Origin of the sequence: Streptomyces sp. NPDC093801 (assembly GCF_040701585.1) — a bacterium.
Classification (GTDB): Bacteria; Actinomycetota; Actinomycetes; order Streptomycetales; family Streptomycetaceae; genus Streptomyces.
Map to the genome: position 1 here is coordinate 221612 of NZ_JBFBDP010000004.1, position 20937 is coordinate 242548.

A 20937-nucleotide genomic window follows, 5' to 3' on the forward strand; every position below is an offset into this window, starting at 1 on the left:
CGGACCATGTCCGGACCAGCGCCCGCCCAAGACCCTCACAATGTGACGTTTTCGCAGGTCAGCACGGGTATAGCTGCTGTACCACCAGGAGACCAAGAACATGCTGGTCAGCTACTCCCCGAAGAAGCTCGGCTTCTTCTGAGCGCCCTCGGGAGGCGCTGGGAATCCGGCCATGGCCCCCGTGGATCCCGGCTGTGGCGGGGACGGGTCGGCTCAGGTGCCCCGCTGGAGCATCGCGAGGCGGCTGGCCGTGCGGTCCAGGTCGCGTGTGAGGGCCCGGTCTGCGGGGAGGGCGGCCAGGGGGTCGGCGCCGATGAGGACGAGCCGGACGTCCCGGTCGCAGGCCACGTCGACGACGTTCGCGAAACGCTGCCGTGCGTCGGCGGAGGCCTCGGCCAGCGGTGGCAGGCCGTCCAGGACCAGAGTGCCGAACCGTTCGGCGAGGGCCAGGTAGTCGGGCACGCCCGTCGCGGCCTCGCACAGGGCGTCGAAGGCGAACCAGACGAGGTCGCGGCGCACCGCGCGGGCCGGCAGCTGCCGCAGGTGCGCCTGGACGGCGGTGGCCTCCGCGGGCGCCGGGGCGGTGAGGCCCCGTGCCTCCAGAACGGTGTCCCCCGGGGGTAGGCACAGGCCCGTCGCGAACCGGCGGCGGGCCTGCGGCCGGGGCACCGCGAGTCGGCGGAAGTCCACCGGACCCGTGACGTCCAGGACGTCCATCCGTTCCTCTATGAGTTCGATGGTGGGCTCGAACAGGTGGTGGTAGAGCGGGTCGGGCATCAGCCCGGCGGGCGGGTAGTTCGAGGTGGTGACCAGGGTGATGCGGCGGTCGAGGAGGGTACGGAAGAGGCGTGCGATCAGCATCGCGTCGCCCGCGTCGTGTGCGTGGAACTCGTCGAAGACCAGGACGCGGCTGTCGCCGATCAGCTCGTCGAGGGCGCCGTCGACAGCGCTCTGCCCGTCGTGGCGGGCGCCCGGCCGGTTCACCCCGTCGTGCAGCCGGCGGAAGAAGTCGTGGAAGTGCAGACGGCGCTTGCGCCCCGTGGGCAGCCCGTCGTAGAAGGTGTCCACCAACCAGGACTTGCCCCGGCCCACCGGGCCCCAGACGTACAGGTCCCGTGGCGGCCTGGGGAACGTCCAGGCCGGCCGGGCGAGTTCGGCCGCCAGGCGGGCCAGCCGCTCCACGGCGGCCTCCTGCGCCGGGGCGACCGAGAATCCGCTTCGTGCCGCGGCCTGCTGGAAGTGGCGGCGCATGGCCTGTTCGTGCTGGGGCACCGGTCTGCTCGTCCGTTCGTACGCTGGGTTCCGGGTCGGGCCATCGGCCGGGGATCAGGCGGGGTCCGAGGTCTCGGCCGCCGGTTCCAGGACGTCCACCGTCCCGCGGCCGCCGTCCACCCTGATCCTGTCTCCCGTCCGGATCCGCGTCGTGGCGTTGCCGCATCCGACCACCGCCGGGATGCCGAGCTCACGCGCCACGATCGAGGCGTGCGAGAGGTTCGCGCCGACGTCCGTCACGATCGCCGAGATCCGTGTGAACAGGGGTGTCCAGCCGATGTTCGTCACCGTGGTCACCAGGATCTCGCCCGGCTGGATGGCCTCGCCCTCCTCGACGCCGGCGACGACCCGGGCCGTGCCCTCCACCACGCCGCCGGACGCGGGCGAGCCCGCGACCGTGTCCGTGGCGGGCGTCGTGTCCTGCGCGTCGAACAGGTCGGCCCGCCGGTTCGGGTCGGCGGCCCACGCCTGCGGGTCGAACTCACCCCGGATCAGGGTCGGATAGGTGGGGAGCGCGCGGTAGGCGTCGTATGCGGCACGACGGGCCGGGACCGCGGCGAGCGGGGTCCGGTCGCCGCCGAGCAGGGCGAGGATCTCCCCGCGGGACAGGAAGAACAGGTCTTCGCCGACCCCGCTGACCTCGCCCGCGCGCAGGACGAAGGTGCGCAGCAGCCAGAAGACGCGGGCGACCTCGGTACGGGCGGCCTCCCGCAGGCGTGCCGAGGCCGCCCAGCCGTCCACCGCGGTGCGCAGGCCCGCCAGCCGCCGGGGGTGGGCGGCGGCCAGGCGGTCCCATGCCGCCGCGCGAGCGGTGGTCTGCCGTGCGAGCCGCAGGGCCGCGTCCTCCTCGACCGTACCGAGCGCGGCGAGCTGCCGGTCGATCCACTGCGCGTCCTCGGCCGGCCTCGGGAGGGACACCTCGAACTCGTGCGGGCCGCGGTGGCCGTACGTCCGGGTGTAGGTGTCGCGGTCGGTCTCGCCGCGGGCCAGCCGCTCCAGGCCCAGCAGCGGTCCCATGCTGGCCAGTTGGCCGTCGTCGCCGAGGCCGGTGGTCATCAGGTCGGCGTCCTGCTCACCCACCAGGGACTCCAGGGTGCCGCGCACCTTGACGAGGGAGTCCCCGCCCTGGCGCGTGGCGGCCTGGAGCATGTGGCAGCAGCGGCGGAAGTACGGCGCCACCTCCGACTCCCACAGCGCCGACAGGTCCCCGGCGGTCGCCGCGGCGGCGACACGGGCGCGCAGTTCCTCGCAGCGCTCGGGAGCCTCCTCCAGGAACGCCGGCAGCTGCTTCCCGTTCGCGCGAATGCGGTTCATCACCGCGAACGCCTCGCCGATGGTGTCCCGCCAGACCCGCACCCTGGAGGCGGGCAGCAGCGGAATGGTCATGCCCTCGGGGAGGCGGCCGAAGACCAGCTCGTTCGCCTGGGCGAACTTGCGGCCCTGCCCGAACGCGGCGGCGAGGGTGGCCGTGACGCTGAGGTTCATGTAGAAGCGGCCGCCGATGTTCCCGTACATCGGGCGTCCCTCCAGGCTGGCCCCGACCATGACGTCGCCCATGAACGCCTTGACGAACGACCAGGTCGCGGGCGTCATCACGTCCGGGACGGCCTCGCCCAGGTTGGCGCTCGTCCACAGGGCGTCGGTGCCGGTGCTGTCGTTCCACACCTCGGGCCGGGGCGCCGCGACCGTGGTGACGGGCCGTGCCTGGAGGATGCGGAAGGAACCCGCCTCGCGGGCCCACTCGATGTCGCGCGGCTCGCCGTACAGCTCCTCGATCGCAAGTCCGAGCCGGGCCAGTTCGCCGGCCTCCGCGGCGGTGAGGACCGGGGCCTCGCGCAGGTCCTCGGGGACCGGCTGCTACGCGGTTCCTTCGGCGGTCGGAACGGTCATCACCTCCTTCGCGGCGACGCGTTCCTCCACGACGACCAGTCCGGCGCGTTCGACGACCAGGGTGTCCGGGGTGACCAGCCCGCTGACGACGGCTTCGCCCAGCCCCCAGGCCGCGTTGACCACGAGCCGGTCGGCACGCCCGCCCAGCGGGTCGACGGTGAACATCACCCCGGCGGCATCCGCGGCCACCAGTTCCTGCACCACCACGGCCAGCGAGACGTCCTCGTGGGCGATGCCCGCCCGGGCGCGGTACGCGAGGGCACGGTCGGTCCACAGCGATGCCCAGCACTTCCGTACGGCTCCCAGGAGGGCTCTCTCGCCGCTGATGTTCAGGTACGTGTCCTGCTGGCCGGCGAAGGACAGGTCCGGCAGGTCCTCCGCCGTCGCCGACGACCGTACGGCGACGGTGCGCGCGCCGTCGCCGAGGTCCGCGTACGCCTTCGCGATGGCCTGCTCCAGGGCGGAGGGCAGCGGGCCCTCTTCGAAGAGCGCCCGGATGCGGGCCCCCGCGCCGGCCGCCGTGTCCGCGTCCGCGTCGCCGTCCGGTCCGTAGGCTGCGGCGAGCTCCGCACGGATGCGGTCCGCCACGCCGGTGGAGGTGACGAATTCCTGGTACGCGGCGGTCGTCACATGGAACCCGCCCGGTACCGGCAGCCCCGCTCGCGCGAGCTCGGAGAGGGCCGCCCCCTTGCCGCCCGCCGTCTCCAGCGTCGCGTTCGCATCGTTCAACGACAGCACGAGCCCCATGACCCGATCCCCCAACTCGGCCTCCGGCAAAGGATCATGATTGCATCGGAGGCGCCCTCGCGAACAGGCCTGCCGCGTACCGGACACCTCCCGCGTCCGTCACGCGGGAGCGAGAACAGCCGTACGGGAGGGCAGACTTGACGGGAGCCGTCGTGCGGGGTCGTCGTCACGGTCCGCAACGGCAGGGACACCAGGCGGCCTTCGGGCTGTCCGACGAGAACGTCCTTCTCGAGCGGATGCCATCCGAGCCGTCGGTACAGCGCCGGACTTGACCCCAACTGCGGTTGAGGTGTGAGGGTGATCCACATGAACACGGAATCCACGTCCCGCGCTGCGGACATCGAAGCGATCCGCCGGCTCGTCGCCACCGTCGAGCACTCCCAGCAGAACAAGGACCCCGAGGAGTTCCTCGCCCTCTTCCACCCCGATGCGATCTGGACGACAGCCCACGGCCACGTCCTCTTGGGCCTCGACGCGATATCGGAGTTCACCCGCAAGGTCCTCCCCGCGGCGAACTGGGACGGCAAGGTCACCTACGAGGTGATGCACGTGCTCTTCATCCGCCCCGACGTCGCGGCCGTCAAGGTCCGTCAGCGCTACCTGGCCCCGGGCCTCGAGAGCGAGGGAGCCCCGCTGTACGTGATCGCGAAGCAGGGGGACGGCCGCTGGCTGCTCACCGCCTGCCAGAACACCGCCGTCGCCGCCGTCACCGCCGACTAGGCCTTCTCCCCCAAGCCGACACGGAGGGCGACCTGGACTGGGTCATCGCGGTCGGCTCCGCGATCGTCCGCGCCTATCAGCATGCCGCCGGGACCCGTCACAAGGGGCCCCGGCCGACGAGCTCACTCCCGGCCAGGCCGGTGACGCACCCGCGTTCGCCCAGGTCATGAACCGCCTGCGGGCGCCCAGGCCGATGGGGCGGCCCCGGACCACACCAGACGCAGTCGTGGCCGACAAGGCCTGCCCGTCCCGGGCGATCCGGTCCCACCCGCGGCGGCGCGGGATCCGGGCGGTGACCCCGCAGCCGTCCGACCGGGACGCCAACCGCAAGCGGCGCGGCCGGCTCGGGGGCCGGCCGGCCAGGTGATCCGCAGGAGACGTCCTGGCTCGCTCGTCGAGCCTTCCCGCCCCCTCCCGCGGCCCCGGCCCCGGGCCGCGCGTCTCCTCGGGCGCCAGGGGGACATGGGCAGGCACTGCAAACGGCGGGCGGTCCCGGCACGCCGGAGAGCACAGCCCCCGGGCCGGTCGTCGGTAAACTCGCGCCAGGTCCGGGTACCCGCGCCACCGCCGTCGGACTCCCCGTGCCGGAGTGTGTGCTCCACGGGGTCGGACGTGTGCCGGGCGGTCGGTGTTCCCGGGGGTCCGGAGGGGCCGGGCCGTGCGTGAGGTTCCGTCGAGAGTGGTGAGGCAGCGATGGGTGGAGCGACGAAGCCCGAGGTCGAGGTTCCGGGGGGTGATGCTCCCGGGGAGCTGACGGTGCGGGACCTCGTCGTCGGGGACGGGCCCGAGGTGAAGGCCGGCATGGTGGTCAAGGTCCACTACGTCGGGGTGACCTTCGAGACCGGGAAGGAGTTCGACTCCTCCTGGGACCGGGGCGAGCCGTACAAGTTCGCCCTGGGCGGCGGCAAGGTCATCAAGGGCTGGGACCGGGGCGTGCGGGGGATGAGGGTCGGCGGCCGGCGCGAGATCGTCGTTCCGCCGCGTCTGGGCTACGGGAAGCAGTCGCCCTCGCCGTTGATCCCGGCGGGGTCGACCCTGGTCTTCGTGGTGGACCTCGTCGACTCGTATTCCGGTGCGGCCGGGTGGACCGCGGGCCGGTGAGCCCGGCCGGGCGTGCGGCCGGGCGTGCGGCCGTGACCGGCGCCTGGCCGGGGGACGGTTCCGGCCGGGCGCCGTCGCTCGCGGGAGGTGCCGGTCAGTCACCGAGGACGCGGCGGGCCTCCGAGAGGAGGCGCAGGAGTTCGGTGCGCGACGGGTCCTGCGGGGCTTGCGGGGCCGGCCGGGGGGTGTGGGTGGTCAGGACGTGCAGGGCGACGGCCGCCTGGCGGGCGAAGAGGCCCAGCAGGTCGAGTTCCGGCAGGCCCGAGCGGGCCTGGGGGGACGGGTCGAGCACCTCCAGGACGCCGAGGACGCGGTCCCCGCGGACGAGCGGGGCGGCCATCAGCGCGTTCGGGACGTAGCCGGTGGACTCGGCGATGTCCCGGTCGAAGGAGGCGCTGTCGTGCAGGTCGTCGACCACCATCGGCTCCCCCGAGGCGGCGACCCACCCGGCGATCCCCCGGCCCGCCGGGAACCGCCGTCCCACCAGGAACTCCTGTCCCTGTCCGGAGACGGCCTCGAAGACGAGTTCGTCCGCATCGAGGAGCAGGATGGAGCTCGCCTGCGCGCCGAAGATGGCGCGCGCGGTGTCCACCACCGACCGCAGGAGCTCGGCCACGGCCGGATCGGGCCGGGGTGCTGCGGGCACGGCGGGGGCGATCGTCTGGGTCATGGGGCTTCCCTTCCGGCGCCGGGTGTCACCGGCGCCCGTGGACACGGACGTTGGCTGCGGACAGGTACAGGGCGTTCTTCAGCTGGAACGGCGTCAGCCGGGGGCTGCTCGACAGGATCCGCGCGCAGAGCCCCGCGATGAACGGGGTGGCGTAGCTGTTGCCGGAGCTGCGGATCGACGTGCCGCCGAGCCAGGCCACCCGGACCTTCTGTCCGGGGGCGAAGAACTCCACCGGGGGCTCGGGGTTGTAGAGGTGGAGGTCGGGGTCGTCCTCCTGGTGGCTGCCGACCGAGATCACCGAGGAGAAGCGCCAGGGGAAGCTCTCCACGCGCGTGTTGTGCGCGGAGGCGACGATCACGGTCTGCTGGAAGTACGCCTCGTCGGCCAGCCGGCGCAGCTCGTCCACGAAGCGCTCGTGGGTGGTGGACAGGCTCAGGTTCACCACGTCGAACCGCTGGCGCACGGCCCACCGGATCCCTTCGAGCAGGACGTCCCCGCTGCCGGAGAAGCGGTCGCCGAGCACCCGGATGCTGGACAGTTCGCAGTCCGGCGCGGTGCGGCGGATGATCCCGGCGCAGGCGGTGCCGTGCCCGCAGGCGTCCCCTTCATCGGTCTCCTCGACGTGGACCCCGTCGCCGTCCTTGAAGACCCGCCACGCCTGGGCGACCGGGCCGACCATCGGGTGGTCCCGTTCGACGCCCGAATCGACCACGCAGACGCGTACGCCGCGACCGGTGCCTCCGAGGAGGCCCCTCTCGGGCGGGTCCGGCGGACCGTCGGCCTCGACGGGGACGTCCGCGGGGCCCCTGCCGCGCAGGCCCCAGGTGAGTGCGGGCGCCACTTGCTGGGCGGTGGTCATCGTGGTGCTTCCTTTCCGACTGCGGTGGGTCGTCCGAGGGCGGGTCCGTGCCCGGGCGCGTGGCAGCGGGTGACCAGTGCCTCGGCCTGGCGTACGGCGGGGAGGTGCCCCTTCGCCGCGAAGTGCCGGCGGGCGCGCGCCGCCGCGGCGGCCGCGTCGGCCGGGCGCCCGAGCGCGAGTGCGGTGCGGGCGAGGTCGAGGGCGGCGGTGCCCTGGACGACGGGCGAGTCGGTGCGGGCGGCGGTGGCCAGCGCCCTGGCGGCCAGCCGGCCGGCGGTCCCGGCCCGCCCCTGCGCGGCGGCGATCCGGGCCCGCAGGCCGTCGAGGTCCGCCGACTCGGCCCGCGGCCGGACCGGCCGCTCCCCCTCCAGTTCGGCGAGGGCGTCGCGGGCGGTGCGCCAGTCGCCGAGGTCCAGCCGGATGCGGGCGGTGTCCAGCAGGGCGCTGCGCAGCAGCGCCGCGGCGCCCAGGTCCCGTGCGGCGGCCGCGGCCCGCTCCAGGTTCCGGAGCGCGTCCTCCCGGCGGCCGGTCAGGTCGGCCACGGTCGCGGTGAAGATCGGCAGGAAGGCGTCGGCCTCGGCGTAGCCGAGCCGCTCGGCGAGGTGTTCCGCCTCCGCGAGGCAGGCCAGGGCCCCGTCGCGGTCGTCGTGGAGGGCCAGCACCACCGCCAGCGGGCAGTTGAGCGTCAGCCGGACGGCCCGGCGGCCGGCCCCCTGTTCGGCGAGGAGCTCGCGGCACCGGGTGACCGCATCCGCGACCGGCTGGGGGCCGCGCCAGAGCGAGACGCCCGTCGCGCCGAGGGCAGCGGCCCGCTCCGGTTCGGCGTCGGCGCGTACCGCGTGGTCCAGCGTGCGGGCGAGCAGGCGCTCCGCCTCCCGGTGCCGGCCCTGTTCCTGGGCGCGCTGGGCGAGCCGCAGGCAGGCCCTGGCCTGGCCGAGGTCGTCGCCGGCCGCCGCGAAGACCGGCAGGGTGGCGTCGGCGGCCTCCGCCGGCGACCCGTCCGGCCCCGTGGACCGGCCGGCCGAGGCCAGGGCGAGGCGGGCGTGCGCGGCCTCCACGGCGTCCCCGTCGCCGGAACGGGCCTCGGCCAGCACCTCTTCGAGCAGGGCCCGGCCTTCGGTGCCGCGTCCGAGGTCCAGCAGGGTCTGGCCGAGCCGCCGTCGTGCGGCCGTGCTTCCCGGCTCGCCCGCCGCGTAGTGGGCCGTGGCCCGGGACAGTACGTCGGCCGCCCATACGGGGTCGGCGTGGGCCAGGGCCAGCCGTCCGGCCTCGGCGAGCGCGTCGGCGGCGTCCCGGCGCAGTTCGTCGGAGTGCGCGTCCTGGGCGCCCAGCTCGGCCCGGTAGCGGTACGCGTGTGCGAGATGGCCGCCGACCGCCGCGGCGCCCCGCTCACGGACGGAGTCCAGGCGGGCCGCCCGTTCGTGCCGGTCGGCCCGGTCCTGCTTGGACTGGCTGGCGTAGACGACCTCCTGGACCAGTCCTCCGGCGAAGCGGAACGCCCCGCCGTCCGGGCTGATCAGGCGGTGCCGGACCAGCCGGTACAGCAGGGGGCGGAGCCCGGACGCGGTCCACTCGGGCGCGGGGTCCCCGGCGAGCTCCGTCAGCTCGTCGGCGGTGAAGTCGCCGCCCAGCACGGACGCCAGGCCCAGCGCCCGGTGCTCGGGCGGGTCGAGCGCGTCGATCCGGGCGCCGATCAGGGCCTGGAGCGGGAGCGGGACGCTGTCCGCGTCGACGGGGTCGCCCGCCACCAGCAGCTGTTCCAGGTGCAGGGGGTTTCCGCCCACCCGTGCCAGGACCCGGGGGCCGAGCGGCTCGGCGTCCGCCGTGCCCCCGGTCAGCTCGGCCGCGAGGAGCTGCGCCTCGGCGTCGGAGAGGCCGCCGAGCGGCACGGTGTCCAGGGCCAGCCCGGGGTGGACGTCGAACAGTTGGGGGCGGGTGAGCAGGACGATCAGGACGGCCGCGTCGGCGAGGGCGCGCAGCAGCCGGTCGAGGGCGTCGAAGAGCGGTTGCGCGGCCCAGTGGCAGTCGTCGATCACCAGGACCACGGGCTGCGCCTCGGCGAGGCCGGCGAGGACCTTGGCGAGCGCGGCGCAGGTGTCCGCGGGCGACGGGTTGGGCGTTCCGTCCAGGAGCAGGCCCTGGTGGAGCAGGTCCAGTTCGGGCGACGGTGCGGGCTCGCCGCGGGTCCGCAGCAGGTCGGCCACGGCGTCGGCGAGCGGTCCGAGGCTGGGCTGTTCGCCCCGGGCCCGACAGCGGCCGACGCCGTGGCGCGGGCCGCCGGCGGTGGCCGCGGCGCGGTGGAGCCACTCCCGCACGAGTCTGGTCTTGCCCTGGCCCGCCTCGCCGGAGACCACCGTGCGGTCGGCCCGGCGGGTCCGCGCCATCCGCTCCAACGCTTCGTCGAGCAGCGCGAGTTCGCGCGTGCGGCCGACGAAGGCGAGGTCGAAGCGGCGCAGCGCCTCCGGGCCCTCGTCCTCGTCCAGGCCGAGCAGGCGGTGGGCGGCGACCCGGTCGCTCTTGCCCTTGAGCAGCAGCGGGCCGGTCTCCGTCGTCCGCACGCCCGGTCCGGCGGCCGCCAGGGTGTCCGGTCCGATGAGGATCTCCCCGGCGGCGGCGTTCTGTTCCAGGCGCGCGGCGACGTTGACCACTTCGCCGGATACCATCGCCTGCCGCAGGGTCGCCGACCCCGTCACCGCCTGGCCGGTGTTGAGGCCGATGCGCATCTCCAGCCTTACGCCGACGCCCTGTTCCAGCCGGGCGTTGAGCCCGGCGAGCGCCTCCCGCATGGCCAGGGCGGCGGCGACCGCCCGGCGGGCGTCGTCCTCCCGCACGGCCGGCACGCCGAAGACGGCCATCACGGCGTCCCCGATGAACTTCTCGACGGTGCCGCCCTGCTCCTCGATCCGCAGCCTCATCAGGTCGAACCAGCGGAGCGTCACCGCGCGCAGGGTCTCCGCGTCCAGTGCTCCGGAGAGCGCCGTGGAACCCACCAGGTCGCAGAAGAGGACGGTCACCACCTTGCGGCCGGTCGGCCTGGCCGTGACCGGCCCGGGGGTGCACGGGCTGCCGCAGAAGGGGCAGAACCGGGCGTCGGGCGGCAGTGCGCTCCGGCAGGAGGCGCAGGACATGGATTCCTCCGGTGGACGGGGGCGGCGGCGGGACGGTGGGGGGCGCCGGGGTCGGAAGAGGGCGGCGGCGGGACGGTGGGGGCGCCGGGGTCAGAAGAGGGCGCCGCCGGCCACGTCGGCATGGGCCTGCACCTCGGGTGCCGCCGCGTCGAGGCGCCCCCTGATGTCGACGAGCAGGGCCAGTTCCTCGGGGGCCAGGGTGCGCAGGACCTCGTGCTGCTCCTCGCTGAGGGCGTCGAGGTCGAAGCCCGCGGCGGCCAGCGCCTCCAGGGTGGGCTCGGACGGGGCGTCGTCGTACGGCGCGGTGTGCTCGGTCACGGGTGTCCTCCGGGGTCGGCGGCGAGGGAGAGGAAGAGGCGGGTGAGCAGGTTCGCCGTGTGCAGCGCGCTGACGGAGACGGCGGTCCGGCGGTCCGGGGCCGGCGCGAGCCGGTCGAGGACCCGGTGGAGGTCGTCGAGGTGGCCGCCGTCGAGCGCGGCGTGCTCCCTGAGGGTGCGGAACGCCGCGCCGGGCAGGCCGGTGACCTCGGCGAGGCGGTCGGCGAGCCGGGGACCGGGGGCGTTGCCCTCCAGGACCGCGATGTACCCGAGCAGGGCGACGGGGTGCCCGTGCTCGATCCGGTAGTACTGCGCCCCGGCGAGTTCGACGGCGACGGGGTGCGGGACGGCGGCCGGCCGGGCGCCGGCGGCGGCGAGGTCCTCCAGCAGCCAGGTGTCGTGGTCGCGCTCTTCCTCGGCGTGGCGGGTGTAGTACGCCGCGAGGGTCCGCGCGTCCGGGTCGTCCGGGTCGGCGCACCGCTCGGCGGCCCGCTCCAGCAGGGGCACCGAGGCCCGGACGAGCGCATGCATGGCGGCCAGGTAGCGCGGGTACCGCTGCCGCAGTCCGTCCGGCCGCCACAGGGCCGCGGTCGCGGCCGTCAGGACGGTGGTGGTGGGCGCGAGCTTGGTCCTGAGCGCGTGGGACGCGGTGACGGTCATCGGGGGCCCTTCTCCTCTGCGGGAAGCGTCTCGACCAGATGGGCGTAGCGGGCGCAGCCCATGCGGCTCACCAGGGCGGCGGGTCCGGCGGCGAGCTGCTGCTGGGCGCCGAGCCGGTCGAGGAGTTCGCCGACCCGGCCGCCCGCGTCGCGGGACGCGCCCGCGAGGACCTCGGGGCGGTCGGCGAGGGCGTGGCAGCTGCGGCAGTAGCCGGCCGGGGCGGGCTCGGACCCGTAGCGGGCGTGCAGCCGGCGGGGGCCGACGGAGCGCAGCATCCGCAGCACCGGGGAGCCGAGGGAGCGTGCGCGGACGGCCTGCCAGTCGTCGTCGGCGATGTGTCCGAGGCGCAGGTGCGGGGGGACGGGGCGGCGGTCGACCGTCCACTGGTTGCAGCAGGCGGCCACGGTCCCGTCGAAGGCGACGACCGGCCAGGCCGCGAGGGTGCACGGCGCCGCCAGGGAGCCGTCCGGTCCGGGCGGTGTGGCCCGGACGAGGCCTGCGGCGCGGCCGAGCGGCCGGACCTCGTTGACGAGCAGGGGCACCCGGCCCGCGAAGGCGCGCCGGACGTCCGCGACGGCTTCCGCCAGGTACGGGTCGTCGGGTCCGCTACCGGTGAGGTGGACGCTGGCCGGGATCCCGGCGTCGAGCACGGCCCGCAGGGCGCGCAGCACGTCCGCCCGCGGGACCTCGCGCTCGTGGTGGACGTCCATGCTGGCCGAGAAGTGGTCGAGGGCCGTGATCGCCCGCATGATCCGGTCGGGAACGCGTCCGTCACGGGCGAAGAACATCCCGCTGAGCAGCGCCACCCGGGAGCCCGCGGCGCGGGCGGCACCGGCCAGGCGGGCGGCGAGTTCCGGCAGCAGCAGCGGTTCGCCGCCGGTCAGCATGACCGCCTCGGGCCGGTCCTCGGCGCCGAACGAGCCGATGAAGCGCAGCAGGTCTTCCGGGTCGGGCTGGTCGGCGGCGGCCATGGAGGAGTTGGTGGAGCAGTGCGCGCAGCTCATGGGGCAGCGGCGGGTGAGCGCCACCAGCAGTCCGCCACAGGGCACCGGCCGCAGGCCGATGAGCTCCGCGAGCTCCACGTCTCTTCCTCCGTAGCTCGTACCGCGCGCCCGGGTCGCGCGCGTGCATGGCCCGGATCGTGTCCGGGAGCGGCAGGCTTCCGGTTCACGAACGCCTGGTGATCGGTTCATCCGCAGGTCAGCGCGGTCGGAAGCCGGGCCGCGGCGGGGCGTGCGGAGGGGATTCCAGGGCGTACCACGGCGGTGAGCTCGGCGTATACCGGTGCCGAACCGCAGGCCAGGCGTTCCCGTACCCGGGGTCCGTAACTTTCTTCTCAGACGGCGGAACGACGCCGACGAAACGAAGGAGAAGAACATGAGCGAGAACATCAACCCCGAGGCCGAGACCGAGAACGAGGACATCGAGGTCGTCGCCCACAGCGAGGACGGCATCTCCGACGGCGGCGGCTGCGTCATCAACAACTCGCACGAGATGTGACATCCCGTCACCGAGGCTGAGCACCGCGCGGGCCCCCGGCTCTCGGCAGATCCCTGCCGGAGCCGGGGGCCCGCGGCCACCCCGGCACCAGAACCGCACCGAGGAGCGGCACCCCATGAAGATCCTTCTCTGCCCGCTCAGTGACGGCGGCTACCTCTACCCGGCGATCGCGGCCGGCCGCGAACTACGGCGGCGGGGCCACGACGTCAGCGTGCTGGGCCGGTCCACCGCGGCGCCCGTCGCCGCCGATGCCGGACTGCCGTTCGCGGCGGCCGAGGAGTACGGCGGCCACCGGGCGTTCTCCGCCACGTGGTGGGGGCCGAACGGAGCGGCGCAGTACCGGGCGACCGTACGCGCGGCCCGGGAGACCGGGGCCGACCTGCTGGTCACCTCCGTGCTGTGCAACGGCGCCCTGCTGGCCGCCGAGACGCTGGACATCCCGGTCGTGGTGATCGGGCTCGCGGCGCACCTGTGGGACTACCGGTCCGGCGGCGACGACGAGCCGCACCTGGGCCGGACCCGGCGGAGCCGGACCGATGGCTGCCTGGGGCTCTACAGCGACCTCCGGGAGGAGGCCGGTCTGGCGGGGCGCGCCTCCCGCTGGGGGGCCGAACCGCTGCTGGGCGACGCGCTGCTGCTGCGCGGGGATCCGGAGCTGGAGTACCCGGGTGCGGAGCTGCCGGAGCGGATCCGGCACGTGGGGCCGCTGTCCTGGGAACCGGCGCCCGACCCGGCGGAGGCCGGGGCGATCGGGGACCACCTGTCGCGGAACGGCAAACCCGTCGTCTACGTCCACCTCGGCCGCTTCTTCGAGGGCAAGACCCTGTGGCCGCGGCTCAACGAGGCCTTCACCGGTGGCCCGTTCCAGGCCGTGGTCGAGCAGGGCCGGTCCACCGACCCGGAGCCCGCCCCGGGGGCCGACATCCTCCTGGTCCGCAAGCGCTGGATGGGACCGCTCGTCGACCGCGCCGGCCTCGTGCTGAGCAGCGGTACCTCCGCGCCCGTGCTGGCCGCGCTGCTTCGCGGCCGGCCCCTCGCGCTTTCGCCCAACGGCTCCGAGCAGCCCCTGCTCACCGGGGCCTGCCTGCGGGCCGGCGTGGCCGTGCACTTCCCGAAGGGCCCGGCCGGGGATGCTTCGGCGCTCCTGGAGTCCGCCTGGCGGGACGAGGGCCTGCGGGCCCGCGCCCGCGTGCTCGGCAGCAGGCTGGCCGCGATGGACAGCGCGGCACGCGCGGCCGACGCCGTCGAGCGGGTGGCAGGCGTGACCGCTCCCCCGGCCGGGGCCGCCGCCGTGCCCCCGGCCCGCGCCGCCGCCACCGCCGCCACCGCCGCCACCGCCGCCTCCGCGGCCTGAGCCGTCCCTTCCGGATCCGGCCCGGCCCGCCGCCGAGGCGTCCGCTTCGTCAAAGGAGAACCATGAGTACGCGAACAACAGGCCCGGACGAGGCCGTGACCAGCCTGGCGGCGGGCGCTCGGCGGTGGATCCGGCTGCACGCGGCCTACCTCGACTCCCCCGCCGCACACGCCGAGATACCGGAGATCCCCCGCGCGAAGGCCCTCCTGCAGCTCGCGATGCTCCGCCGCCACTGGGAGCAGTGCGCCCCCGCGGACCCCGCCCTGGCCGAGGTGACCAGGGTGGTCGAACAGGTCTGGCAGCGGCCCGACTTCACTCGACTCCTCGCCCTCGACGCCGGGCGCGCGGGCCAGTTCGAGCTCATGTACGCGGCGCTGGCCCCGGGCGGGCCGGCCACCGCCGCGTCCCGTGCCCTGCTGGACCGGCTGGCGGCCGACCGCTACCTGGCGCCGGGCCGGAAGCCGCCGTTCGTGCACCTGGAGGCCAGGTTCTACTCCGATCTCGCGGGCGTCGAGCACGAGTTCGCCCCGTACGAGGAGCTGTACGAGGCGAGTCCGCTCCCCCTCGCCGGTCCGCTGCCCGTGGCCGACCTGGACGCCTGCAAGGTCGCGCACACCCTCTTCTACCTCAGCGACTTCGGCCTGCGCGAACTCCCGCTCCCCGCGGAGGAGCAGGAGCGCGCCCTGCGCGTGGTGGAACGCCTGACGGACCACTGCGTGGGACTCGGCGACTGGGACGTCGTGCCGAAGCTGATGCTCGCCCAGTACTGCCTGGGCGCGGATCCGCTGCGCACCCCCTCCGGCGCGGCCGGCCTGCGGATGCTCGCCGCTGCCCAGGCCCCTGACGGAGCGATCCCCGGACGCTCCGCCGGCGAGCGGCTCCCGGCGGACGCCACGCCCGTCGAGTACTTCCGCAAGTCCTACAAAGTGACCCTCATCGTGGCGCTGATGACGCTGGTCGTCACAAGCGGCCGGACCAAAGAACCCGCCCTGACGGCGGCAACGGCCATACGGGAGACCCTGTGAGCATCGACCAGGCAGTGAGCACCGGCCTCCCCGTGAGGCTCGCAACGGCCACGGACCCGGCAGCGGCGGACCCCGCCGCCGGGAACCCCGCGCCCCTCCCTTCCGGCGCCCGCCTCCTGAAGGGCGAGCGGAACTGGTGGTTCCTGGGTCCGGGCGGGGTGGCACGTCTCCGCGACCGGCACGTCACCTCCGACGGGGGCCTGCGCCCCGAGGCGGAGCGGCGGCTGCAGGAGACCGGCATGCTGACCCCCGGCCGGATCAGCTCCTACGCGCTGACCGTCCTGACCAGCACCCACTGCAACCTGGGCTGCGGGTACTGCTTCCAGAACACCGCCCAGGACGAGGCGGGCGGCAGCCGGCCGCCCCGGATCGGCCGCACCCGCCTCACCTCCGAGACCATCACCGACATCCTCGGCTTCACCGAGCGGCAGATGGCCGCCGTCGGCCTGGACAAGCTGAAGATCCTGCTCTTCGGCGGGGAGCCCCTGCTCAACCCGCGCGGCTGCCTGGAGCTGCTGGAGCGGGCCGCGGAGATCGCGCCGACCTCGGCCTGGATGATCTCCAACGCCACGCTGCTCACCCCGTCCCTCGCCCGCAAGCTCAGCGACCGCGGGCTGACCTCCGTCCAGGTCACCTTCGACGGCGACCGCGCCGACCACGACCGGATCCGGATCGGCCGGGCGGACGGCGGCGCCACCTTCGACAAGATCGTCGGCAACATCGCCAAGGCCACCGAGGCCACGCCGCTCCAGTGGATGCTGCGGGTGAACGTCTCCCAGGAGACCTTCCACGGCGTGGACTCCCTGATCGACCGGCTCGCCGCCACGCTCGACCCCGCCCGGTGCACCCTGTACTTCGCCCGGATCGGCGACGTGGGCGTCGGCTACACCAACAGCCTGCTGCACACGGGTGAACTCCCGGCCGCCTTCACCCGGTGGCAGCGCCGGGCGCTCGACCTCGGCTTCACCGTGGGCCGCCCCGGCGCCCGCCAGACGTGCGTCACCTGCGGTCACACCGACGGCCGGTACGGCGCGGTGGTGAGCGCGGACGGCACCCTGGCCAGCTGCTGGGAGACCGCCGGCAAGCCCGACTGGGAGGTCGGCACGGTCACCGACGGCTACCGGCCGGGCGGGGAGACCCGCGACCGCTGGATCGCCTGCCAGGACCTCTACCGCTACGACGAGGACGCGAGGACGCTCGCCAGGTTCCGCGACTCCGTCGACACGGCCCTGCTCGACTACCTGCAAGAGACGGGGCGCCTGTAGTCATGTCCTCACCCCTGGAGCGGCTCGCCGCCGGCGCGCTCGGCTGGCTGGACGGGAACCTCGACCACTTCGACCCGTTCTCCCCGGGGGCCCATCCGACGGCCCTCGGCAAGGCGAAGGCGGCGCTGGAACTGGCGCTGCTCCTTCACTGCGCCTCCCGCCTGCCCGACCCCCCGGAGGCACTGGACAAGGCCGGGGCCCTGGTGCGCAGGCTGTGGCAGGCCCCGGACCTCCCGAAGCTGTTCGCCGGGATCCCGTCGTACGCGTCCGCATACGCGCTGGTCTACGCGGCGCTGGCCCCCGACGGGATCGATGGGACCCAGGTCCGCGCGACGCTCGCGCAACTCGACCCCGAGTTCCTCTCGCCCCGGGGGAAGTCCCCCTACCAGCGCCTGGAGACCCGCCATTACGCCGACAAGGCCGGCGTCCGCCACACCGTCGAGCCGTACGCCGAACTCCTCCCGCACAGCCCGCTCGTCGCGTTCCGCGCCGCCGGGCCGGGGGAGGCGGCGTCGGATGACGGGGCGCCGCTCACCGAGCCGCAGGCGTACGCCGTGACGCACGCCGCCTTCTACCTGGGCGACTTCGGCCGGACCTCCCCCGGGCTGGACGGGGCCGGCCTGGCGCACGCCCGGGACCTGGTCGACCGGCTGCTGGTCCACTGCGTCGGGCACGACCGGTGGGACCTGGCCGCGGAGCTGGTCCTCACCCAGTTCATCCTGGGGAGCGAGCCGCTGGACACGCCCTCCGGAGCCGCGGCCGTGGAGTGCCTGGTGCGGGCCCAGCGGCCCGACGGGGCGGTCCCGGGGCGGTCGGCCGCGCTGGCTGCGCACCCGTCGGCCCCGGCCGGGGAGTTCTTCGCGAAGGCGTACCACACGACCCTGGTCACCGCCCTCATGGCGCTGGTCGTCTCCTCGCCGAGGCCGTCATGAAGCCGCGGCTTACCCTGATCAACCGCGACTACACCCGACTCTGGTTCGGGCAGGCCGTCTCGTCCGTCGGGGACGCCGTCTTCAACACGACGCTGGTGCTGTGGGTGGCGACCGTGCTGGCGAAGGGCGAGTCGTGGGCGCCGATGGCCGTCAGCGGCATCGTGATGGCCTCGGGCGTCTCCGTACTGGTCATCGGGCCGCTGGCGGGCGTGTTCGTCGACCGCTGGGACAAGCGCGCCACGATGCTGCGCTCCGAGGCGCTCCGCGGCGCCCTGGTGGCCGTGCTGACGGCCCTCACCCTGCTGCCGGCCGGCACCCTCCCGACCGGTGTCTGGCTCGTCCTGATCTACGCGACCGTGCTCGTGCTCAACGCGGCCGGCCAGTTCTTCTCCCCGGCGCGCTTCGCGGTCCTCGCGGACCTGGTGACCGGGGACGCCGACCGGGCCCGGGCGGCCGGCATCGGGCAGGCGACCGGCGAGACGGCCTGGATCATCGGGCCGCCCCTCGCCGCGCCGCTGCTGTTCACCGCCGGACTGCAGTGGGCCCTGCTCCTCAACGGCCTGTCCTACGCGGTGTCCTACGTCGCGATACGCTCCGTCGGCGTGCGCGGGGCCGGCCCGGCCCCCGCCTCGGCGGGCCGCGCGCGCAGGGCCGCCGCCCGGCAACGGGGGAACTGGAGAAGCGAGTTCGCGGACGGGCTGCGCTTCTTCGCGGGCAGCAGGTTCCTGGTGGCGCTGCTCCTGCTCGCCGTCATCGGGCAGTTCGGGATGGGGGCGCTGGGCACCCTCAACGTCTTCTTCGCCACCGGCAGCCTCCACGCGGACGCGCACCTGTACGGATACCTCGGCATGGCGATGGGTGCGGGCGGCATCACGGGAGCGCTGAGCGGGGGCCGGGTGGTGCAGTGGCTCGGGGCGCGCAGGACCACCTGGATCAGCCTGCTGGTGAGCGGTGTGCTGCTGGTCGCCTACTCCCGGCAGACCGGGTTCCCGGGCGGCGTCGCCCTGCTCTTCGTGTTCACCGTTCCCCTCACCCTGCTGAACACCGCGATGTCACCGCTGCTGCTTTCGGCGGCGCCCCCGGAGTACCGGGGCCGGGTGGTGGCCGTGTTCTACCCGGTGACGAGGCTGGCGTCGATCCTCTCCGCCGTCCTGTCCGGCTGGCTCGCCGGATCCGCGCTGCGGGGCGTCGAGGGCTCGCTCGGCGGGCTCCGGTTCGGTCCCGTCGACACGGTCATCGCCGCGGCGGGGCTGGTCATCCTCCTGGCGGGCGTCTTCGCGTGGACCGCCCTCCCCGGCACGGAAGGGGCCGGGGAGGCCCCCGGGGAGGCCCCCGGGAAGACGGAGCCGGGACCGGAGCGGAGGGAACGGGTGGAGGTCGTCGCCCACGACGACGGGGAACCCGCCGCCTGAACCGTCGACCGGCCCGACGGCCGCTCTGCGGGGGCGGGCGGCCCCGGCCCCGGAAAGCCGGCGGCCCGGTGACGCGTCGGCTCCGGCCGCCCGGGGGGGATGGCCGGAGCCGGCGCCGGGAAGGCCTACGTCAGGGCGGGGGTGGCGAGTCCCGAGCCGTGCGCGTACAGCCGTATCAGGTGCGGCAGTTCGTACTGCGCCGCGTGCGCCGTGACCTCACCGCAGGGCGACGTCACCACGCCGGCGTCGATGAGCGCCTCCACCACCCGTACGGCGTGCCGCTCGTCGCAGCCGAGGGCCTCGGCCGCCTCGGTCAGGCCGAAGGGCCCCTCCCCGGTGCCCACGGCGAGCCGTCCCGCGTCGCGGCCCCACTCCTCGGGCAGCGCCTCCCAGCCGTGGGCCAGCCACCGCCGGACGGACACGTCCCCGGAGGTCAGTTCGTCCAGCACCCCCCGGGGGTCGGCGAGCCGGTCCGCGAACTCGCGCAGCGGCAGGTGGCGCAGCACCGCGAGCCGCATCCCGCTCACCCGGACCGCCAGCGGCGACCCGCCGCACGCGCGCACGATGCGCAGGGCGGCCTCCCGGTCGGCCCGCACCCGGCCCTGGCCGACGAGGCCCGCGAGCAGCTGGACCGACTCGGCGGTGCCCAGCGGTGGGACGCTGACCCGGTGCACCGGTGCCAGGCCGCCCAGCTGGCCGCGCGCGGTGAGCAGCACCCTGCCCCGACCGCCGTGCGGGAGCAGCGGTCGTACGGCGCGTTCGTCGGGCACGTCGTCCAGGACCACCAGCACGCGGTGCTCCTCCAGCCACTCCCGCCACGCGTCGGGCCCGAACGGCGCGACCCGGCCGGTCCGTTCGCCGAGCTCCGCGAGCACCGCCGGCAGCGGACGCGCCAGCCCGTCCGCGTCGCGCAGGGAGACGCAGATCCGCCCGTCGGGGAACCGGTCGCCGAGCAGGTGCGCGGCCCGCACGGCGAGGGTGGTCTTCCCGGCCCCGGCGGGGCCCGAGAGCAGCACGGTACGGCCGGCGCCGTCGTCCTCCAGGAGGTCGACGAGGTACCGCAGTTCCTCGCCGTGTCCGGTGAAGTCGGCGAGGTCGGGCGGCAGGGCGGTCCGCGGCCGGGCGGGCACGGGCGCCCCGGCCCGGGCGTCACCCGCGAGGATCGTCCGGTACCGGGCCGCCATGGCGCCGCCCGGCTCCAGGCCCAGTTCCCGGGCGAGGAGCTGCCGGTAGTCGTCGTACGCCGCGAGCGCCTCGGCCTGCCGGCCGGAGCGGCCCAGCGCGCACATCCAGGCGGACCGGAGCCGCTCCCGGAGCGGGTGCCGCTCCACCAGGTCGCGCAGCCCCTCGGCCACCGCCGGCGCACCGCCCAGTTCCAGCTCCGCCTCCGCCCAGCTCTCGTAGGCCGTCAGATGGCGCAGCTCCAGCCGCTCGGCCTCCTCGGCCAGCCGGGGCGACTGCCGCAGGTCGTCGCCCAGCGGCGGCCCCTGCCACAGGTCGAGGGCCTGGCGCAGCAGCCGGGCGGCCGGGCGGGGCCCCTGCCCCTCGGCGGCCCGTACCAGGGAGCGGAACCTCAGGAGGTCGAGCTCGTCCTCGGCCACGCGCAGTACGTATCCGCCGCCCGTGTGGGTGAGCCGGGGCCGGTCCGCGCCGTCGTCCGCGAGCAGTGTGCGCAGGGCGCTCACGTACACCTGGAGGTTCTTGCGGGCGGTGCGCGGGGGGTCCTCCTGCCAGACCGCGTCGCTCAGCGCGTCGACGGACACCGGGCTGTTGGCGGAGCCGAGCAGGGCCGCCAGCACGACCCGCTGCTTCAACGGGCCGAGGGGCAGTGCCCGGCCGTCCCGGTGGACCGTGAGCGGGCCGAGGACGGAGAACCTGAGCGTGCCGGGTGACGCTGCGGGCTGCGCGGACGGAAGCGGCATCGAACCTCCGTAGGGTGCGGGAGTGGATCGGTCCCCCCGATGATCAGCGGCCCGTACCCCGTCGCACATCGGTACCCGGCCCGCAGACTCCCGCCGCCCGTGACCGTGCCATGGGGGTCGGGCACCCCCCTATGGGGGTCCGGACCCCCATGTTGACGGGGGC

The 20937-nt window shown here is 75.0% G+C and carries 17 protein-coding genes and 2 pseudogenes; 9 read left to right on the forward strand and 10 right to left on the reverse strand.

What is annotated here, in order from left to right; genetic code table 11:
* Nucleotides 1–213: 213 nt before the first annotated feature.
* The 3 genes and pseudogenes from zapE to AB0469_RS06260 form a co-directional block, all read right to left on the reverse strand.
* Nucleotides 214–1272, reverse strand: a complete 1059-nt coding sequence (zapE, locus tag AB0469_RS06250) for a cell division protein ZapE (protein ID WP_366450159.1) — start codon at nt 1270–1272, stop codon at nt 214–216.
* Between the two features lie 54 nt (nt 1273–1326).
* Entirely contained in the window at nt 1327–2937 is a 1611-nt protein-coding gene (locus AB0469_RS06255) for a PEP-utilizing enzyme (RefSeq protein WP_366450244.1), read from the reverse strand.
* A gap of 27 nt (nt 2938–2964) precedes the next feature.
* Nucleotides 2965–3909 (reverse strand): annotated as a pseudogene (locus tag AB0469_RS06260) (PEP/pyruvate-binding domain-containing protein); the annotation flags it as partial.
* A 306-nt stretch (nt 3910–4215) separates the two neighbouring features.
* Between AB0469_RS06260 and AB0469_RS06265 the strand changes: the two are divergent.
* The 3 genes and pseudogenes from AB0469_RS06265 to AB0469_RS06275 all read left to right on the forward strand — a co-directional run bounded on the left by AB0469_RS06265 (nt 4216) and on the right by AB0469_RS06275 (nt 5730).
* Nucleotides 4216–4629, forward strand: a complete 414-nt coding sequence (locus AB0469_RS06265) for an SgcJ/EcaC family oxidoreductase (protein WP_366450160.1) — start codon at nt 4216–4218, stop codon at nt 4627–4629.
* A gap of 121 nt (nt 4630–4750) precedes the next feature.
* Nucleotides 4751–4990: pseudogene (locus AB0469_RS06270) on the forward strand (IS5/IS1182 family transposase); the annotation flags it as partial.
* A gap of 332 nt (nt 4991–5322) precedes the next feature.
* A complete protein-coding gene (locus AB0469_RS06275; RefSeq protein ID WP_366450161.1) occupies nt 5323–5730 on the forward strand; it encodes an FKBP-type peptidyl-prolyl cis-trans isomerase in 408 nt (135 codons plus the stop codon).
* Between the two features lie 94 nt (nt 5731–5824).
* Here AB0469_RS06275 and AB0469_RS06280 read toward each other — a convergent pair whose 3' ends face one another.
* The 6 genes from AB0469_RS06280 to AB0469_RS06305 all read right to left on the reverse strand — a co-directional run bounded on the left by AB0469_RS06280 (nt 5825) and on the right by AB0469_RS06305 (nt 12446).
* Entirely contained in the window at nt 5825–6400 is a 576-nt protein-coding gene (locus AB0469_RS06280) for a GAF domain-containing protein (protein ID WP_366450162.1), read from the reverse strand.
* Nucleotides 6401–6425: 25 nt separating this feature from the next.
* Nucleotides 6426–7259 (reverse strand): S8 family serine peptidase, encoded by an 834-nt coding sequence (locus AB0469_RS06285; RefSeq protein WP_366450163.1) that lies wholly within the window; start codon nt 7257–7259, stop codon nt 6426–6428.
* Nucleotides 7256–10387 (reverse strand): adenylate/guanylate cyclase domain-containing protein, encoded by a 3132-nt coding sequence (locus AB0469_RS06290; protein WP_366450164.1) that lies wholly within the window; start codon nt 10385–10387, stop codon nt 7256–7258. Before AB0469_RS06290 ends, AB0469_RS06285 begins: the two co-directional genes overlap by 4 nt.
* Before the next feature lie 90 nt (nt 10388–10477).
* Nucleotides 10478–10657, reverse strand: a complete 180-nt coding sequence (locus AB0469_RS06295; protein WP_366450245.1) for an aroma-sacti cluster domain-containing protein — start codon at nt 10655–10657, stop codon at nt 10478–10480.
* A 44-nt stretch (nt 10658–10701) separates the two neighbouring features.
* Nucleotides 10702–11364, reverse strand: a complete 663-nt coding sequence (locus AB0469_RS06300) for an iron-containing redox enzyme family protein (protein WP_366450165.1) — start codon at nt 11362–11364, stop codon at nt 10702–10704.
* Nucleotides 11361–12446: a radical SAM protein gene (locus AB0469_RS06305; RefSeq protein WP_366450166.1), complete on the reverse strand. Its 1086-nt coding sequence runs from the start codon at nt 12444–12446 to the stop codon at nt 11361–11363. The genes AB0469_RS06300 and AB0469_RS06305 overlap by 4 nt, the downstream gene beginning before the upstream one ends.
* 295 nt (nt 12447–12741) lie before the next feature.
* On the opposite strand from AB0469_RS06305, the gene AB0469_RS06310 reads away from it, so the two are divergent.
* From AB0469_RS06310 to AB0469_RS06335, 6 genes are all read left to right on the forward strand, one after another.
* On the forward strand, nt 12742–12864 hold the full coding sequence (locus AB0469_RS06310; protein ID WP_344158603.1) for a hypothetical protein: 123 nt from the start codon (nt 12742–12744) through the stop codon (nt 12862–12864).
* 115 nt (nt 12865–12979) lie between these two features.
* Nucleotides 12980–14218, forward strand: a complete 1239-nt coding sequence (locus tag AB0469_RS06315; RefSeq protein ID WP_366450167.1) for a glycosyltransferase — start codon at nt 12980–12982, stop codon at nt 14216–14218.
* Between the two features lie 62 nt (nt 14219–14280).
* A complete protein-coding gene (locus AB0469_RS06320; protein WP_366450168.1) occupies nt 14281–15243 on the forward strand; it encodes a hypothetical protein in 963 nt (320 codons plus the stop codon).
* Nucleotides 15240–16508, forward strand: coding sequence for a radical SAM protein (locus AB0469_RS06325; RefSeq protein ID WP_366450169.1), 1269 nt, complete (start codon nt 15240–15242; stop codon nt 16506–16508). Before AB0469_RS06320 ends, AB0469_RS06325 begins: the two co-directional genes overlap by 4 nt.
* A 2-nt stretch (nt 16509–16510) precedes the next feature.
* The gene (locus tag AB0469_RS06330; protein WP_366450170.1) at nt 16511–17440 is read left to right on the forward strand and encodes a hypothetical protein; all 930 of its coding nucleotides are present in this window, start codon (nt 16511–16513) and stop codon (nt 17438–17440) included.
* Nucleotides 17437–18852, forward strand: coding sequence for an MFS transporter (locus tag AB0469_RS06335; protein ID WP_366450171.1), 1416 nt, complete (start codon nt 17437–17439; stop codon nt 18850–18852). Before AB0469_RS06330 ends, AB0469_RS06335 begins: the two co-directional genes overlap by 4 nt.
* Nucleotides 18853–18977: 125 nt before the next feature.
* Here the strand turns inward: AB0469_RS06335 and AB0469_RS06340 are convergent, their stop codons facing one another.
* On the reverse strand, nt 18978–20774 hold the full coding sequence (locus tag AB0469_RS06340) for a BTAD domain-containing putative transcriptional regulator (RefSeq protein WP_366450172.1): 1797 nt from the start codon (nt 20772–20774) through the stop codon (nt 18978–18980).
* Nucleotides 20775–20937 lie beyond the last annotated feature (163 nt).

Bases quoted from the DNA above. Each gene is read 5' to 3' on its own strand.
- AB0469_RS06285 (WP_366450163.1), bottom strand. From the start codon at position 7,259: ATGACCACCGCCCAGCAAGTGGCGCCCGCACTCACCTGGGGCCTGCGC.
- AB0469_RS06275 (WP_366450161.1), top strand. From the start codon at position 5,323: ATGGGTGGAGCGACGAAGCCCGAGGTCGAGGTTCCGGGGGGTGATGCT.
- AB0469_RS06340 (WP_366450172.1), bottom strand. From the start codon at position 20,774: ATGCCGCTTCCGTCCGCGCAGCCCGCAGCGTCACCCGGCACGCTCAGG.
- AB0469_RS06265 (WP_366450160.1), top strand. From the start codon at position 4,216: ATGAACACGGAATCCACGTCCCGCGCTGCGGACATCGAAGCGATCCGC.
- AB0469_RS06335 (WP_366450171.1), top strand. From the start codon at position 17,437: ATGAAGCCGCGGCTTACCCTGATCAACCGCGACTACACCCGACTCTGG.
- AB0469_RS06320 (WP_366450168.1), top strand. From the start codon at position 14,281: ATGAGTACGCGAACAACAGGCCCGGACGAGGCCGTGACCAGCCTGGCG.
- AB0469_RS06315 (WP_366450167.1), top strand. From the start codon at position 12,980: ATGAAGATCCTTCTCTGCCCGCTCAGTGACGGCGGCTACCTCTACCCG.
- AB0469_RS06280 (WP_366450162.1), bottom strand. From the start codon at position 6,400: ATGACCCAGACGATCGCCCCCGCCGTGCCCGCAGCACCCCGGCCCGAT.
- AB0469_RS06290 (WP_366450164.1), bottom strand. From the start codon at position 10,387: ATGTCCTGCGCCTCCTGCCGGAGCGCACTGCCGCCCGACGCCCGGTTC.
- AB0469_RS06310 (WP_344158603.1), top strand. From the start codon at position 12,742: ATGAGCGAGAACATCAACCCCGAGGCCGAGACCGAGAACGAGGACATC.
- AB0469_RS06330 (WP_366450170.1), top strand. From the start codon at position 16,511: ATGTCCTCACCCCTGGAGCGGCTCGCCGCCGGCGCGCTCGGCTGGCTG.
- AB0469_RS06300 (WP_366450165.1), bottom strand. From the start codon at position 11,364: ATGACCGTCACCGCGTCCCACGCGCTCAGGACCAAGCTCGCGCCCACC.